We start from the raw sequence: 15787 nt of genomic DNA on the forward strand, positions 1-15787 counted from the left end.
TAAGATTTAATAAACGTAACATAAAACTTCTCCTCCAACATTTTCTTGACGTGCTTTTTTGTTTGTCATTACACCTTTAGATGTAGAAACAATAGCAATTCCAAGTCCGTTTAATACTCTTGGCATCTCTGTAGAGCCAACGTATTTACGTAAACCTGGTGTACTGATTCGTTGAATTTTTCTAATTACTGACTCTTTTGTTTCTTTGTCGTACTTTAAAGCTATTTTGATAGTTCCTTGCACTTTATCTGCATTAAACTGGTAGCTTAAAATATACCCTTGATCGAACAAAATTTTAGTCATTTCCTTCTTCAAATTAGAAGCTGGAATTTCTACTACTCTGTGTCCTGCTGCGATTGCATTTCTTACTCTTGTAAGAAAATCCGCGATTGGATCTGTATACATATTTATTTATATTGCGACTCCGGTTTTCAATTACCTCTATTTATGCTACGGTTTTACCGTGATAATTGAACCTAAAATCAGTTAATTTTCTTATACTCAAAAAAAATAGAGCGTGCAAAGATACACATTCTATTTTAATATTAAGCTTTAATTTTGATTTCTACCAACTTGCTTTTTTAACACCTGGTATTAAACCTTGATTTGCCATTTCACGAAAAGTTACACGTGATAAACCAAACTGACGCATATATCCTTTTGGACGTCCAGTTAATTTACATCTATTGTGTAGTCTTATAGGTGAGGCATTTTTAGGTAACTTTTGTAATGCTTCATAATCTCCAGCTTCTTTTAAAGCTTTTCTCTTTTCAGCATACTTAGCAACCGTTTTTTCTCTTTTGCGCTCACGCGCTTTCATTGATTCTTTAGCCATTTCTTAATTTTTTTTGAATGGTAAACCTAATTCTCCTAATAATGATTTTGCTTCTTTATCAGTGTTTGCTGTCGTTACGAAAGCAATATCCATACCACTAATTTTTTTAACTTGATCAATATTAATTTCTGGGTAGATGATTTGTTCAGTAATACCTAAATTGTAATTACCTCTTCCATCAAAACCATTAGCTTTTATACCGTTAAAATCTCTAACACGAGGTAAAGAAGCTGTAACTAATCTGTCTAAAAATTCGTACATTTTATCACCACGTAAAGTAACTTTTACACCAATTGGCATACCTTTACGTAATTTAAATGCAGCAACATCTTTTTTAGACATTGTAGCGATAGCTTTTTGACCTGTAATTTTAGTCAGTTCTTCTAAAGCATAATCTATTAATTTCTTATCTGCAATTGCATCACCTACACCCTTAGAAACAACAATTTTTTCTAATTTAGGCACTTGCATCACGTTTTTATAACTGAATTCTTCAGTAAGAGCACTAATTACTCTTTCTTTGTATTCTGCTTTTAATCTTGGTACGTAACTCATGATTATTCTTATTTTTTAGTTTTTTTAGAGATTCTTGTTTTTGTATCTCCATCAACTTTATAACCTACTCTTACAGCTGCACCATTTTCAACTAACATTACGTTAGATATATGAAGTGAAGCTTCTTTTTTTACAATACCACCTTGAGGATTTTGAGCACTTGGTTTTGTATGCTTAGATACTAAGTTAACACCTTCTACTAATACTCTATCCTTATCTTTGATAATTTGTAAAACTTTACCTTCTGATCCTTTATGATCTCCTGCAATCACTTTTACAGTATCTCCTGATTTTAATTTAAACTTCTTCATTTTATAAGATTTTAAAGCACTTCAGGTGCTAATGATACTATTTTCATGAATTGTTTCTCACGAAGTTCACGGGCAACTGGTCCAAATACACGTGTTCCTCTCATTTCCTCTGTAGGATTTAAAAGTACACAAGCATTATCATCAAATCTGATGTATGATCCGTCTTTACGTCTAACTTCTTTTTTTGTTCTTACAACAACTGCTCTAGATACTTGACCTTTTTTTACAGTTCCGTTTGGAGTTGCAGATTTTACTGATACAACAATTTTGTCACCAATACTTGCATAACGCTTTTTTGTACCTCCTAAAACTCTAATTACTAAAACTTCTTTTGCTCCAGTATTATCTGCGACTTTTAATCTTGATTCTGTCTGTAACATATTATTTAGCTCTTTCTAGGATTTCTACTAATCTCCAACGTTTAGATTTACTCATAGGTCTTGTTTCCATGATTCTAACAGTATCTCCTTCGTTGCAATCATTCTTTTCGTCGTGTGCAACGTACTTCTTAGTCTTTAATACGAACTTTCCGTACATTGGGTGTTTAACTCTTTTAGTTTCTGCAACAACAATAGATTTTTCCATTTTGTTACTAGACACAACACCAATTCTCTCTTTTCTAAGATTTCTTTTTTCCATCTTTAAAATTGACTATAGAATTATTGTAATTCTCTTTTTGTTAATTCTGTTGCAATTCTTGCTACAGTTCTTCTTAAGCTTCTTAACTGCAATGGGTTTTCCATTGGAGTTATGGCATGTGCCATCTTAAGATCAGTATAATTCTTTTGCAACGCTCCAAGCTTTTCGTTAAGATCTGCTGTAGATAATTCTTTTATTTCTGATTGTTTCATTTTATTTAGAATTAAGCGTTAATATCAAAATCTCTTGCTATAACAAACTTCGTTCTTACTGGAAGTTTCTGAGCTGCTAAACGCAATGCTTCTTTTGCTACTTCAATTGGTACACCACCAACTTCAAACAAAATTCTACCTGGTTTAATAACTGCAACAAAATGATCTGGTGCTCCTTTACCTTTACCCATACGTACTTCTAATGGTTTTTTGGTAATAGGCTTATCTGGAAATATTTTAATCCATAACTGACCTTCTCTTTTCATATGACGAGTTGCCGCGATACGAGCTGCTTCAATTTGACGAGAAGTTAGCAAGTTTTGGTCAATAGATTTGATACCGAACATTCCATTAGAAAGTTGGTTCCCTCTTTGAGAGTTACCAGTCATATTCCCTTTCGCCTTTTGTACCTTACGGTATTTTACTCTTTTTGGCTGTAACATTTTTAATTTCTAATTTAAAAATTATTTTCTTCTACGAGGTTGACGTTTAGATCTATCACCACCTTTACTACCAGATTGTTTTTTTGACAATCCAACCAAAGGAGATAATTCTCTTTTACCATAAACCTCACCTTTCATAATCCATACTTTAACACCTAGTCTTCCATATGTAGTATGAGCTTCAACAAGTGCATAATCGATATCTGCTCTAAAAGTAGAAAGAGGTATTCTTCCTTCTTTAAAATGCTCTGAACGTGCCATTTCTGCTCCATTTAAACGACCTGAAATTTGAATTTTAATTCCTTCAGCATTCATTCTCATTGTAGCTTGGATAGCCATTTTAATAGCTCTCTTGTAAGAAATCCTATTTTCAATTTGACGTGCTACACTAGTTGCTACTAATTTTGCATCTAATTCTGGACGTTTAATTTCAAAAATATTAATTTGAACTTCTTTACCTGTAATTTTTTTAAGTTCTTCTTTTAACTTGTCTACCTCTTGACCGCCTTTTCCGATAATGATACCAGGTCTAGCTGTAGTGATAGTAACGGTTACAAGTTTTAAAGTTCTTTCAATTATTACACGAGAAACACTTGCTTTAGACAATCTAGCATGAATATACTTTCTTATCTTATCATCTTCAGCAATTTTATCTCCGTAGTCATTTCCACCATACCAGTTAGATTCCCAACCTCTGATGATTCCTAAACGATTTCCTATTGGATTTGTTTTTTGTCCCATTTCTACTTCGATTAATTACTTAAATTTTTACTACCTAACTCTAAAGTAACGTGATTAGAACGCTTACGAATTCTATGAGCACGTCCTTGTGGAGCTGGTCTTAATCTTTTTAACATTCCTGCGCTATCTACACAAATAGTTTTTACATAAAGTCCAGCATCTTCTATTGTTGCATCTTCATTTTTTGCTTGCCAATTTGCAATTGCAGACAACAATAGTTTTTCTAAATTAATAGATGCTTCTTTAGGACTAAACTTTAAGATTTGTAAAGCTTTTTCAACTTCTACACCTCTTACCTGATCTGCTACTAAACGCATTTTTCTTGGTGATGTAGGACAGTTAGTAAGCTTCGCGAAAGCACGTTGCTTTCTATCTGCTTTTAACTGATCTGCCATATTTTTTTTACGAACTCCCATTTCCTACTATTTTTTTCCTTTATTTTTTGCACCAGCATGTCCTCTAAAAGAACGAGTTGGTGAAAATTCGCCTAATTTATGCCCTACCATGTTTTCTGTAACGTATACAGGTACAAACTGACGTCCATTATGAACTGCAATTGTTTGTCCTACAAAATCTGGTGTAATCATACTTGCTCTAGACCAAGTTTTAATTACTGTTTTGCTACCACCTTCTACATTAGCTAACACTTTTTTCTCTAATTTATAGTGAACGTAAGGTCCTTTTTTTAATGATCTTGCCATAACTTAATTATTTCTTTCTACGTTCTAAAATATATTTATTACTAGCTTTAGTCTTAGATCTTGTTTTGTATCCTTTAGCAGGTATACCATTTCTAGATCTTGGATGACCTCCAGAAGAACGTCCTTCACCACCACCCATTGGGTGATCTACAGGGTTCATTCTAACAGCATTTGTTCTAGGTCTTTTTCCTAACCATCTTGATCTACCAGCTTTACCAGAAACTAATAATTGGTGATCTGAATTAGAAACTACACCAATAGTAGCCATACATGTTAATAATATATATCTAGTTTCTCCAGAAGGTAACTTTACAGTTGCATATTTTCCTTCTCTTGCCATTAATTGAGCAAAAGAACCTGCAGAACGTGCCATAACAGCACCTTGACCAGGTCTTAACTCTATACATGAGATTGTAGTCCCTAAAGGAATTTCGCTTAAAGTCATAGCATTTCCAATTTCTGGAGCTGCTCCACTACCTGAAATTACAGTTTGACCTACTTTTAAACCGTTTTGTGCAATCACATAACGCTTTTCACCATCAGCATAACTAAGTAAAGCAATAAATGCTGTACGATTTGGATCGTACTCAATAGTTTTTACTGTTGCAGGAACACCGAATTTATCTTTTTTGAAATCGATAATACGGTATTTTTGTTTATGACCTCCACCAATATTACGTGTTGTCATTCTACCTTGGTTGTTTCGACCTCCAGATCTTTTTTTCGGAACAAGTAAACTTTTTTCCGGCTTATCAGTTGTTATGGTGTCGAACCCATTTACAACTCTAAAACGCTGACCTGGTGTTATTGGTTTTAATTTTCTAACTGACATTTTTGTCTTTTGTTAAAGATTGTTATAAAAATCAATACTTTCTCCTTCTGCTAATTGAACGATAGCCTTTTTATATCCGCTTTTTACACCAGTTACTAAACCTTTTTTAGTAAACTTTGTGTTTCGCTGAATTGGATAATTTAAAGTTCTAACGCTAGTTATAGAAACACCGTATGCAGCCTCAACTGCAACTTTAATTTCTACTTTATTAGCTTTTTTCTCTACTACAAATGCATAACGATTGTATACTTCGCTATCGTTTGTAGCTTTTTCCGTAATAATAGGTTTTATTAAAATACTCATTTTGAATCCCTATTTGCTTAAATTTGTATTAATTCCTTCTAAAGAACCTTCAGTGATAACAACTTTATTAGCGTTTAATACACCATAAGTATTAATTTCTGAAGCTTTGATAACTTTAGAGTTTTTAAAATTACGTGACGATAAATACACATTTGAATTTTCATCACTTAACACAAACAATGATTTTTTAGTATCCAATTCTAATGCTTTTAATACATCTACAAAGTTTTTTGTCTTTGGAGTATCAAAATTAAAATCTTCAATTACTACTAAATTCTTGTCGTTTGCTTGAATACTTAAAGCAGATTTTCTTGCTAAACGCTTTAAGTTCTTATTCAATTTAAAAGAATAATTTCTAGGTCTTGGTCCAAACATACGTCCTCCACCTCTAAAAACACCAGACTTGATAGAACCTGCTCTTGCAGTACCAGTACCTTTTTGTTTTTTTATCTTTCTAGTTGAACCTGAAATTTCTGCTCTTTCTTTAGATTTGTGCGTTCCTTGACGTTGGTTTGCCAAGTACTGTTTCACATCTAAATAAATTGCATGATCATTAGGTTCTACACCAAATACATCTTTAGAAAGCTCAACCTTTCTACCTGTATCTTTTCCTGTAATATCTAAAACTGCTACTTTCATTATTTCTGAATAGTTACAAAAGCATTTTTGTGTCCAGGAACTGCTCCTTTAACAACAAGTAAGTTTTTTTCAGCAACTACTTTTAATACTCTTAAATTTTGAACTTTCACTTTATCTCCACCCATTCTTCCTGCCATACGCATTCCTTTGAATACTCTTGCTGGATATGATGCAGCTCCAATAGAACCAGGAGCTCTTAAACGGTTATGCTGACCGTGAGTTGCTTGACCAACACCACCAAAACCGTGACGTTTTACAACACCCTGAAAACCTTTACCTTTTGAGATACCTGATACATCAACAAATTCACCTTCAGTAAAAAAATCTACTGAGATAGAATCTCCTAATTTATACTCTCCTTCAAATCCTTGAAATTCAACGACTTTTTTCTTAGCAGTGGTGCCAGCTTTTTTAAAGTGACCATCTAACGATTTGTTAGAACTCTTCGCCTTTTTGTCATCGAAACCAAGTTGCAACGCATTGTAGCCGTCAACCTCTTCGGTTCTGACTTGGGTAACAACGCAAGGACCTGCTTCGATTACTGTACAAGGAATATTCTTCCCGTTTTCATCAAACAAGCTGGTCATTCCAATTTTTCTTCCTATTAACCCAGACATTTTGTTAATTTTAAGACGTTAGATTTATTTATCCAGCGCGTCTATTAGTAATTATTTTTTGAAACAAATGTTTCTTTTTTTTCCTTTGAGTTTAGCTAAAAAAAAACAGCGCAAAACAATTTCAACGCTGAATTTGTTTTTTCCGTTTTTCCTTTGCGAAACGCTCTGGACATGTACTTATTTTTGAATTAAAACTCAAAAATAATTTCCCCTACTCTATTTCGGGTTGCAAAAGTATAAAAAACTTTCGGTTTAACAAAATTAAACCGAAAGTTGTTCTCATTATACTTTTATTTCTACTTCAACTCCACTTGGCAATTCTAATTTCATTAAGGCATCAATAGTTTTCGAAGAAGAACTATAAATGTCTAACAATCTCTTGTAAGCTGCTAATTGAAATTGTTCTCTAGATTTCTTGTTTACGTGTGGTGAACGTAATACTGTAAAAATCTTTTTATGTGTTGGTAATGGTATTGGGCCATTTACAACTGCTCCAGTACTTTTTACCGTCTTTACAATTTTTTCAGCAGATTTATCTACTAAATTGTAATCGTAAGACTTTAATTTTATTCTAATTTTTTGACTCATCTTTATATGATTTAGTAAATTAACCTTTTGCTGCTGCAATTACTTCTTCAGAAATATTTGATGGTGTTTCTGCATAATGAGAAAATTCCATAGTAGAAGTAGCTCTACCAGAAGACATTGTTCTTAATGCTGTTACATATCCAAACATCTCTGATAAAGGAACGATTGCTTTAACAACTTTAGCTCCTGCTCTATCTGACATATCATTAACTTGACCTCTTCTTCTGTTTAAGTCACCAACAATATCTCCCATATTTTCTTCTGGAGTTAAAACCTCTAATTTCATTAACGGCTCCATGATTTTTGCCTTTGCAGCTTTTGCAGCAGCTTTAAAACCAAGTTTAGCAGCTAATTCAAAAGATAACTGATCAGAATCTACTGCGTGGAAAGAACCATCTTTTAAAGTTACTTTCATGGAATCCATTTCATAACCTGCTAATGGTCCATTTTTCATTGCTTCTTTAAATCCTTTCTCTACAGAAGGAACAAATTCTTTTGGTACGTTACCTCCTTTAATCACTGATTCAAACTGTAAACCTTGAACACCTTCATCTGCAGGTTCCATTGTAAATACAATATCAGCAAATTTACCACGACCACCAGATTGCTTTTTATAAACCTCTCTATGATCAGCTGAAGCTGTAATAGCTTCTTTATATTCAACCTGAGGTTGACCTTGATTTACTTCTACTTTAAATTCACGTTTTAAACGATCTACAATTACATCTAAATGTAATTCACCCATTCCAGAAATAATAGTTTGACCTGAAGCTTCATCAGTTCTAACTGTAAAAGTAGGATCTTCTTCTGCTAATTTACCAAGACCAATTCCTAATCTATCAACATCTGCTTTTGTCTTAGGCTCAACAGCGATACCAATTACTGGATCTGGAAAGTCCATAGATTCTAAAACTATTGGATGTTTTTCATCTGTTAATGTATCTCCAGTTTTTATTGATTTAAAACCTACAGCTGCACCAATATCTCCTGCTTCAATAAAATCGATAGCATTTTGCTTATTAGCGTGCATTTGATAAATTCTAGAAATACGTTCTTTTTTACCTGAACGATTGTTAAGAACATAAGAACCTGCATCTAAACGACCAGAGTAAGCTCTAAAAAATGCTAAACGCCCAACGAATGGATCTGTTGCTATTTTGAATGCTAAAGCTGCGAAAGGCTCTTTAACATCTGGCTTACGTAATTCTTTTTCTTGTGTATCTGGATTCACACCTACAATACCTTCTTTATCTAAAGGTGAAGGTAAATAACGACAAACAGCATCTAAAAGAAACTGAACTCCTTTATTCTTAAATGCAGATCCACAAATCATAGGAATAATTGCCATATCCATTACTGCTGCTCTTAGTGCTGCATGCACTTCCTCTTCAGTAATAGAGTTCTCATCTTCCATAAATTTTTCTAAAAGATCCTCATCATAACTTGCTACTTCTTCTATTAAAAGTGCACGATATTTACGAGCTTCCTCTTTCATATCCTCAGGAATATCGATTACATCGAATGTTGCTCCTTGAGTTTCATCATGCCATACAATAGCACGGTTTTTTACTAAATCAATAACACCTTTAAACTCATCCTCATCACCAATATTTAATACAATTGGCACTGCATTTGATTTTAACATGTCTTTTACCTGTTGGCAAACTGCTAAGAAATCAGATCCTTGACGGTCCATTTTATTAACAAAACCAATTCTAGGTACTTTATAGTTGTCAGCTAATCTCCAGTTAGTTTCTGATTGAGGCTCTACACCATCAACAGCACTAAATAAAAACACCAATCCATCTAAAACACGTAAAGACCTATTTACTTCTACTGTAAAATCTACGTGACCAGGAGTATCAATAATATTAAAGTGATATCCTTTAGTTTCAGGAGTTGGTTGTGCATTTTCTAAAGGAAACTGCCATGTACAAGTTGTAGCCGCAGAAGTAATTGTAATACCTCTTTCTTGCTCTTGTTCCATCCAGTCCATTGTAGCTGCACCATCATGAACTTCTCCAATTTTATGAGAAACTCCTGTATAATACAATACACGCTCTGTTGTTGTGGTTTTACCAGCATCAATATGTGCTGCAATACCAATATTTCTTGTGAATTTTAAATCTCTAGCCATTTCTATTAAAATCTAAAGTGAGAGAATGCTTTGTTTGCTTCTGCCATCTTGTGAGTATCTGTACGTTTTTTAACAGCAGCACCTTCTTCTTTAGCCGCAGCTAAAATTTCAGCAGCTAAACGCTGTGCCATTGTTTTCTCGTTTCTTTTACGAGTATACAAAATCATCCATTTGATAGCCATAGAGACCTTACGGTCTGGTCTAATTTGCATTGGAATTTGGAATGTTGCACCACCAACACGTCTAGAACGAACTTCTACGTGAGGCATTACATTCGATAAACCTTCTTTCCAAATTTCTAAAGCCGATTTTTCTTCGCCTTCTCCTTTTCTTTCTTCTACAATCTCTAAAGCATCATAAAATACTTTAAATGCTACAGACTTCTTACCACTCCACATTAAATTATTAACGAAACGTGTTACTAACTGATCGTTAAACTTTGGGTCTGGCAATAAGACTCTTTTTTTTGCTGCTCTTTTTCTCATGTTTTACATTAAAAAAGTTACTAAATTACTTTTTTGGGCGTTTTGCACCATACTTAGATCTACGTTGGGTTCTACCCTCAACACCTGCTGTATCTAATGCTCCACGTACCACGTGATATTTAACACCTGGTAAATCTTTTACCCTTCCACCTCTAACTAATACTATCGAGTGCTCCTGTAAGTTATGTCCTTCACCTGGAATGTACGCGTTTATCTCATTACCGTTAGTTAATCTAACTCTGGCTACTTTTCTCATTGCAGAATTAGGTTTCTTTGGCGTAGTAGTATAAACTCTAGTACAAACTCCACGTCTTTGAGGACAAGACGACAAAGCAGCCGATTTACTCTTCTTAGTTATTTTGGTTCTTCCTTTACGAACTAATTGTTGAATAGTTGGCATACTAAATTATTACTGTTTTACGTTTATATTAAACATTCCCCTATTTTTAAGGGTCTGCAAATGTACAACTAATTTCTAATTATACAAATATCAGCAAGTTATTTTTTTGAAATACTATTTTTTTTGAGTACTGTGGAATTTTCACTTATTTTTGAATATATTTTTAACAAGAACCTTGAAACAAAAAACAACTTTTCTTTTTTTCTTTTTTTCTTTAGTATTTTTTTCTTGTAATATTTTTTCTCAACAATACAATTTGATAGTATTATCTCATATTAATTCAGAAAAATCTATATTAGAAAAAATTAAATACAAGAAGGCACATAATGACAGCATAAGTGTAAATACTGAAATAAAAAATATTATTTCTAGTTTAAAAAACAACGGTTTTTTTTTAGCAACAGTGAAAAGCATCATTAAGAAAGATAAAAGTTTTACTGCATATTTAAATTTAAATAAAAGAGTTGAAAAAGCATCATTAACTTTTAATAATAAAGACTTATATTTAACTAAAGGCTTATTGCTAAAAAATAATATATTAGAAATTCCTATTGAAAAACTACAATCCACCCTACTTTATATTTCTAAAAAACTTGAAAATCAAGGAAAATCATTTTCAAAATTACAGCTTAAAGGAATTAATATTCGAAACAACATATTATATGGCAACATATATATTCGAGAATCAAATAAGAGAACTATAAATAAGACAATTATTAAAGGGTATGAAAACTTTCCTAGAAAATTCATTAAAAATTATTTTAAAATAAAAAGAAACACTCTTTTTAATAAAGAAAAACTTTCTTCTATAAGCACACTTTCTAAAAAATTAATATTTGCTGACGAAATAAAACCTCCAGAAATTTTATTCACAAAAGATTCTACATCACTATTTTTGTATCTCAAAAAAACTCAAGCAAACAGTTTTGATGCCTTGGTTAATTTTGCATCCAAAGAAAACGGAAAACTACTTTTTAATGGACATATAGATTTAAAGTTGAATAATGTACTGAATACTGGTGAAAGCTTAAATCTGTTTTGGAATAGCATTGGTGATGAAAGGCAAGAGTTTAAAATAGATACTAGAATCCCTTATATATTCAATTCAAAATTTTCGCCAGAATTAGTCTTTTCCATTTACAAACAAGATAGTACATTTCTTACAACGAATTTCAAAACAATTGTAAATTACGATTTGAATGAAAAATCTAAAATTGGTTTTTTTTTGAATTCTGATAAATCACAAAAATTAATTGAAAACGATGCTAATAATATATTTACTTTAAGTAATTTTTTTATAGGTGCTATTTATAATTTCAGTATTCCAAAAAATGATTTTTTAAAAAATAACCTTTTTTATTTTTATTTAACTTTTTCTGTTGGGAAAAGAAATATTGAACAAAAGAAAACAAATCAAATAAAAATAACTTTAAACACGTCTTACATTTTTGAATTAAATAGCAGAAATTCTATATTTATTAAAAATAATACTGGGTACTTAAATTCATCAACATATATAGATAATGAATTATTTAGAATAGGTGGACAAAATTCAATAAGAGGATTCAATGAACAAAGTATATTTACAAAAAACTACTCATATTTTAATTTAGAATACAGATATCTTACTTCCGAAACATCATACCTATATACTATAAGTGATATTGCAAGAGTAACTACTCTTAAAAAAGGAGAAAACTTTTTAAGCCTTGGAGCAGGTTATTTATTCAGAGTAAAAAACACTCAAATAAACATAAACATGGCAATAAATTCATCAAAAAATTCGCAAGCAAAAATCACAAATACCCAATTATCAATTAGTTGGATTAATTATTTTTAATTCAAAAAGAAATCTTAAATGATTATTACATCCAACAAATATGATTAATTTAACTACAAAAAATCAAAGATTTAAAAAAAATAAAATAGTTCTGTAAGGTTATAAACTTTTGTGTGTCTAATAAATTGAATTGATTTTTAAATATTTTATGTTAAAAAATTGTTTTATTAAGTTTTATTTAAGACTTTTGACATTAATTAATTCAAATAATTATACAATGAAGACAAAGTTTAATGGATTTTTAACGCTTTTACTGGCGTTTGTAGTGCAGATTTCATTCGCACAACAAAAAACTATTTCCGGGACTGTATCTGATAAATCAGGTTCTTTACCAGGTGTTAGTGTTTATATTAAAGGTACAACTACTGGTACCGAAACAGATTTTGATGGAAAATATTCCATAAAAGTAAACAAGGGAGCTACATTATCATTTAGCTACTTAGGTTACAAAACTGTTGAAAAAGTAGTAGGTAACTCAAATACAATTAATGTTACTTTAGCAGAAGATGCTAATGTATTAGATGAAATTGTTGTTGTTGGTTATGGTACTTCAACAAAAAAATCTTTTACAGGAACAGCAACAGTAGTAGATCAGGCACAATTAGAGATAAAAAACTTCTCTAACGTATCTCAGGCACTAACAGGTGAAGTTGCTGGTGTTACAGTAATAAATACATCAGGGCAACCTGGTTCTGTTGGAACAATTAGAATTAGAGGTTATGGTTCTATTAACGGTAATAGTGACCCCTTATATGTTGTAGACGGAGTGCCATTTTTAGGAAATGTCAACTCAATTAACCCAGCAGATATTAAATCTACTACGATATTAAAAGACGCTACTGCAACTGCTATATATGGGTCTAGAGGAGCAAACGGTGTTGTTCTTATTACTACAAAATCTGGTAGTTCTGATAAATCTTCTATAACTGTAGATTTAAGAACAAGTATCAATGATTTATGGCTTAGTCAATATGACGTAGTGGAATCTCCTGAAGAATATATTGGTTATGTTTGGGAGGGTATCAGAAACAAAGCAAGAATAGATGGCAATACAGACCCTAACGGATTTGCTAATGCTACTTTATTTACAGACAACAATGTACCAGCAGGTTACAATATGTGGAATGTAAACTCTGGAGCGGATTTAATAGATCCTGCTACAAGTTCAGTTAGAGAAGGTGTAACGAGAAAATATACACCTTTAAGATATAGAGATGTTTCTTTTAACCCAGCAATTAGAACAGAAGCTAATGTAAGAATGAGTGGTGGTAATGAGAACTCTACATATTATGCTTCTTTTGGGTATCTAGACGATAATGGTTTTTCATTAAATACAGGATATAAAAGATATTCTACAAGGTTAAATTTAAATTCTAAAATTAAGCCTTGGTTAAATCTAACATCTAATATAGGTTATACTTACTCGGAAAGAATTGAAAATGGACAGATTGCAGGTTCAGAAAATGTATTTGAATTTGCTAACAAAATGGCACCTATTTTCCCTGTTTTTCTAAGAGATAACAATGCTCAATTGGTTCCAGATCCTTTTTATGGTGGATTCCAATATGATTACGGTGCATTATCAGGATTTAGACCAAGACCAAACGCGAATGGATTAAACCCTATTGGATCTGCTTTATATGATTTCGATGGTACAGATCGTCATGAATTTAATGGTAACTTTGCTGCTAAGTTTACTTTTACAGAACATTTGACAGGTGAAATTAGGTATGGTGTTAACTATGCAACGCAAGAAAACAAAGACTATACTAATAAATTTTATGGTGGTGGTGTACCAACTTCTGGAGATATAACAATAAATGACTTCACAGGCTTAACAGAAAACATACAGCAACTTATTAGATACCAAAATAGTTGGGGTATACATTCATTTGACGCACTTTTAGGTCATGAGAGCAATTCTTTTACAAGAACATTCTCTTCTGCATCAAAAGGGTTACAAGTAAGTCCATTTATTTATGATTTAGATAATTTTCAATCTAGTTTAGGTTTACCTTCAGGTTCTACAGATATAGATGCTATTGAATCTTATTTTAGTCAATTTAACTATAACTATGACGGTAAATACTACTTATACGGTTCTGTAAGAACAGATGGTTCGTCTAGATTTGTTAATGATAAATGGGGTACTTTTTATTCAATAGGTGCTTCTTGGCTTCCAACAAGTGAGGACTTCTTATCAAATAATGATGTACTAAAGTATTTAAAAATTAAAGCTTCTTATGGTACCTCAGGAGAACAAAGAAGTGTAGGAAGATTCTCTGGATTTAATACATTTACAGCAGGTAATTTAGATGGAGGAATATCTTTAGCTGTGGCTAATTTTGGTAATCCAGATTTAACATGGGAAAATTCAAAACAATTTCAAACAGGTATAGAATTTACATTAGGAGATTATTTAGATGGTTCTTTAGACTATTACAATAAAACTACAGATGGTTTAATATTTGATAGATTTGTTGGTCCTTCTAGAGGTATTTCGTCTATCACTGTTAATGACGGTGCTTTGGTAAATGCTGGTTTAGAATTTAACTTAACAGGTCATCTAATTAAAAAAGAAAATTTTACATTAGACTTAAATATTAATGGGGAATTTTTAAGAAACGAAGTTACACAAACACCAATAGAACCTGCGACTGGTATTCAACAATATTTAGTTACAAATGGAAACTTTGCGTATTCAAAAGGAAAATCTGTTTATGATTACTATATGAGAGAATGGGCTGGAGTAGATCCTGCAGACGGGGCACCAATGTGGTATCAGTACTATGATGACGTTAATAATAATGGTGTTTTAGATGCTGGTGAACCATCATCAAGTTCTGACGCATCTTGGGTTCCTACTGATGCAACTTTACAAAATGGATCAGGATCTATCGTAGAATATCAAGCTATAGTACCAGGAGCTAATATTAAAAAAAGAGTTACAAAAACATATGGTGATGCTGCTGATGTATTTACAGGTTTTTCAAGAATACCAGATATTAGAGGTGCTTTCAGATTATCAAGTACAATACATGATTTTACAATATCTACACAGTTTACCTATAGTTTAGGAGGGTATGCTTATGATGGACAATATGCAGAATTATTATCTGATAGATTTGGAGCTGCAGGAAATAACTTTCACAAAGACATTCAAAATAGATGGAGACAACCAGGAGACATTACAAATTTCCCAAGATTAGCCGATGGTACTGATCAATTAGCAACATCTCAATCTACACGCTTTATAACATCAACCGATTACCTAGCTTTAAATAACGTTAACATTAGTTACAACCTTCCTTCAAAGTATTTAGGACAAACGTTTGACGCTGTTAATGTCTCTTTAACAGGAGATAATTTATTCGCTGCCACTGCACGTCGTGGATTCCTTCCTTTCACAAGAGTTGATGGAGACACTGATCGAAGATTTTTCCCACCAATGTCTACACTTACATTAGGTGTTCGAGTGAGATTTTAAAAATTAAAAAATTAAAAAATTA

Annotated in this window: 21 protein-coding genes; 2 read left to right on the forward strand and 19 right to left on the reverse strand. The window is 32.1% G+C overall.

The annotated features are described in order from the left end of the window. Nucleotides 1-6: 6 nt before the first annotated feature. The 19 genes from rpsH to rpsL form a co-directional block, all read right to left on the reverse strand. A complete protein-coding gene (rpsH, locus tag FDT66_RS10120) occupies nucleotides 7-405 on the reverse strand; it encodes a 30S ribosomal protein S8 (protein ID WP_138536144.1) in 399 nt (132 codons plus the stop codon). A 160-nt stretch (nucleotides 406-565) separates the two neighbouring features. Continuing rightward, entirely contained in the window at nucleotides 566-835 is a 270-nt protein-coding gene (gene rpsN / locus FDT66_RS10125; protein ID WP_138536146.1) for a 30S ribosomal protein S14, read from the reverse strand. 3 nt (nucleotides 836-838) lie between these two features. Further along, nucleotides 839-1390: a 50S ribosomal protein L5 gene (rplE, locus tag FDT66_RS10130; protein ID WP_138536147.1), complete on the reverse strand. Its 552-nt coding sequence runs from the start codon at nucleotides 1388-1390 to the stop codon at nucleotides 839-841. A gap of 8 nt (nucleotides 1391-1398) precedes the next feature. Continuing rightward, nucleotides 1399-1701 (reverse strand): 50S ribosomal protein L24, encoded by a 303-nt coding sequence (rplX, locus tag FDT66_RS10135; RefSeq protein ID WP_138536149.1) that lies wholly within the window; start codon nucleotides 1699-1701, stop codon nucleotides 1399-1401. An 11-nt stretch (nucleotides 1702-1712) separates the two neighbouring features. Further along, complete coding sequence (gene rplN / locus FDT66_RS10140) at nucleotides 1713-2081, reverse strand: 50S ribosomal protein L14 (protein WP_015482230.1); 369 nt, start codon at nucleotides 2079-2081, stop codon at nucleotides 1713-1715. Nucleotide 2082: 1 nt separating this feature from the next. Then, entirely contained in the window at nucleotides 2083-2340 is a 258-nt protein-coding gene (rpsQ, locus tag FDT66_RS10145; protein WP_018943599.1) for a 30S ribosomal protein S17, read from the reverse strand. Between the two features lie 20 nt (nucleotides 2341-2360). Continuing rightward, the gene (gene rpmC / locus FDT66_RS10150) at nucleotides 2361-2552 is read right to left on the reverse strand and encodes a 50S ribosomal protein L29 (RefSeq protein WP_068363305.1); all 192 of its coding nucleotides are present in this window, start codon (nucleotides 2550-2552) and stop codon (nucleotides 2361-2363) included. An 11-nt stretch (nucleotides 2553-2563) separates the two neighbouring features. Then, nucleotides 2564-2995 carry a 50S ribosomal protein L16 gene (gene rplP, locus FDT66_RS10155; RefSeq protein WP_138536151.1) on the reverse strand — a complete coding sequence of 144 codons (432 nt, stop codon included), beginning with the start codon at nucleotides 2993-2995 and terminating at the stop codon, nucleotides 2564-2566. 21 nt (nucleotides 2996-3016) lie between these two features. Beyond that, nucleotides 3017-3736 carry a 30S ribosomal protein S3 gene (rpsC, locus tag FDT66_RS10160; RefSeq protein ID WP_138536153.1) on the reverse strand — a complete coding sequence of 240 codons (720 nt, stop codon included), beginning with the start codon at nucleotides 3734-3736 and terminating at the stop codon, nucleotides 3017-3019. A gap of 11 nt (nucleotides 3737-3747) precedes the next feature. Next, nucleotides 3748-4152 (reverse strand): 50S ribosomal protein L22, encoded by a 405-nt coding sequence (gene rplV, locus FDT66_RS10165; RefSeq protein ID WP_138536155.1) that lies wholly within the window; start codon nucleotides 4150-4152, stop codon nucleotides 3748-3750. 6 nt (nucleotides 4153-4158) lie between these two features. Continuing rightward, the gene (gene rpsS / locus FDT66_RS10170; RefSeq protein WP_138536157.1) at nucleotides 4159-4437 is read right to left on the reverse strand and encodes a 30S ribosomal protein S19; all 279 of its coding nucleotides are present in this window, start codon (nucleotides 4435-4437) and stop codon (nucleotides 4159-4161) included. A 7-nt stretch (nucleotides 4438-4444) separates the two neighbouring features. Continuing rightward, nucleotides 4445-5269, reverse strand: coding sequence for a 50S ribosomal protein L2 (gene rplB, locus FDT66_RS10175; RefSeq protein ID WP_138536159.1), 825 nt, complete (start codon nucleotides 5267-5269; stop codon nucleotides 4445-4447). A 12-nt stretch (nucleotides 5270-5281) separates the two neighbouring features. Next, nucleotides 5282-5572, reverse strand: coding sequence for a 50S ribosomal protein L23 (gene rplW / locus FDT66_RS10180; protein WP_138536161.1), 291 nt, complete (start codon nucleotides 5570-5572; stop codon nucleotides 5282-5284). 9 nt (nucleotides 5573-5581) lie between these two features. After that, the gene (rplD, locus tag FDT66_RS10185; RefSeq protein WP_138536163.1) at nucleotides 5582-6211 is read right to left on the reverse strand and encodes a 50S ribosomal protein L4; all 630 of its coding nucleotides are present in this window, start codon (nucleotides 6209-6211) and stop codon (nucleotides 5582-5584) included. Continuing rightward, nucleotides 6211-6828 (reverse strand): 50S ribosomal protein L3, encoded by a 618-nt coding sequence (rplC, locus tag FDT66_RS10190; RefSeq protein ID WP_138536165.1) that lies wholly within the window; start codon nucleotides 6826-6828, stop codon nucleotides 6211-6213. Before rplC ends, rplD begins: the two co-directional genes overlap by 1 nt. Before the next feature lie 282 nt (nucleotides 6829-7110). Beyond that, entirely contained in the window at nucleotides 7111-7416 is a 306-nt protein-coding gene (gene rpsJ / locus FDT66_RS10195) for a 30S ribosomal protein S10 (protein ID WP_068363283.1), read from the reverse strand. A 19-nt stretch (nucleotides 7417-7435) separates the two neighbouring features. After that, the gene (gene fusA / locus FDT66_RS10200; protein WP_138536167.1) at nucleotides 7436-9553 is read right to left on the reverse strand and encodes an elongation factor G; all 2118 of its coding nucleotides are present in this window, start codon (nucleotides 9551-9553) and stop codon (nucleotides 7436-7438) included. A 5-nt stretch (nucleotides 9554-9558) separates the two neighbouring features. After that, nucleotides 9559-10038, reverse strand: coding sequence for a 30S ribosomal protein S7 (rpsG, locus tag FDT66_RS10205; RefSeq protein WP_138536169.1), 480 nt, complete (start codon nucleotides 10036-10038; stop codon nucleotides 9559-9561). A 25-nt stretch (nucleotides 10039-10063) separates the two neighbouring features. Then, a complete protein-coding gene (gene rpsL / locus FDT66_RS10210; RefSeq protein WP_018943587.1) occupies nucleotides 10064-10438 on the reverse strand; it encodes a 30S ribosomal protein S12 in 375 nt (124 codons plus the stop codon). A gap of 256 nt (nucleotides 10439-10694) precedes the next feature. Between rpsL and FDT66_RS10215 the strand changes: the two genes are divergently transcribed. Together FDT66_RS10215 and FDT66_RS10220 are read left to right on the forward strand one after the other, a co-directional pair. Further along, complete coding sequence (locus FDT66_RS10215) at nucleotides 10695-12278, forward strand: BamA/TamA family outer membrane protein (RefSeq protein ID WP_138536171.1); 1584 nt, start codon at nucleotides 10695-10697, stop codon at nucleotides 12276-12278. A gap of 217 nt (nucleotides 12279-12495) precedes the next feature. Further along, entirely contained in the window at nucleotides 12496-15765 is a 3270-nt protein-coding gene (locus FDT66_RS10220) for a SusC/RagA family TonB-linked outer membrane protein (RefSeq protein WP_138536173.1), read from the forward strand. The last annotated feature ends 22 nt before the right edge of the window (nucleotides 15766-15787 follow it).

The organism is Polaribacter aestuariivivens (assembly GCF_005885675.1).
Classification (GTDB): domain Bacteria; phylum Bacteroidota; class Bacteroidia; order Flavobacteriales; family Flavobacteriaceae; genus Polaribacter; species Polaribacter aestuariivivens.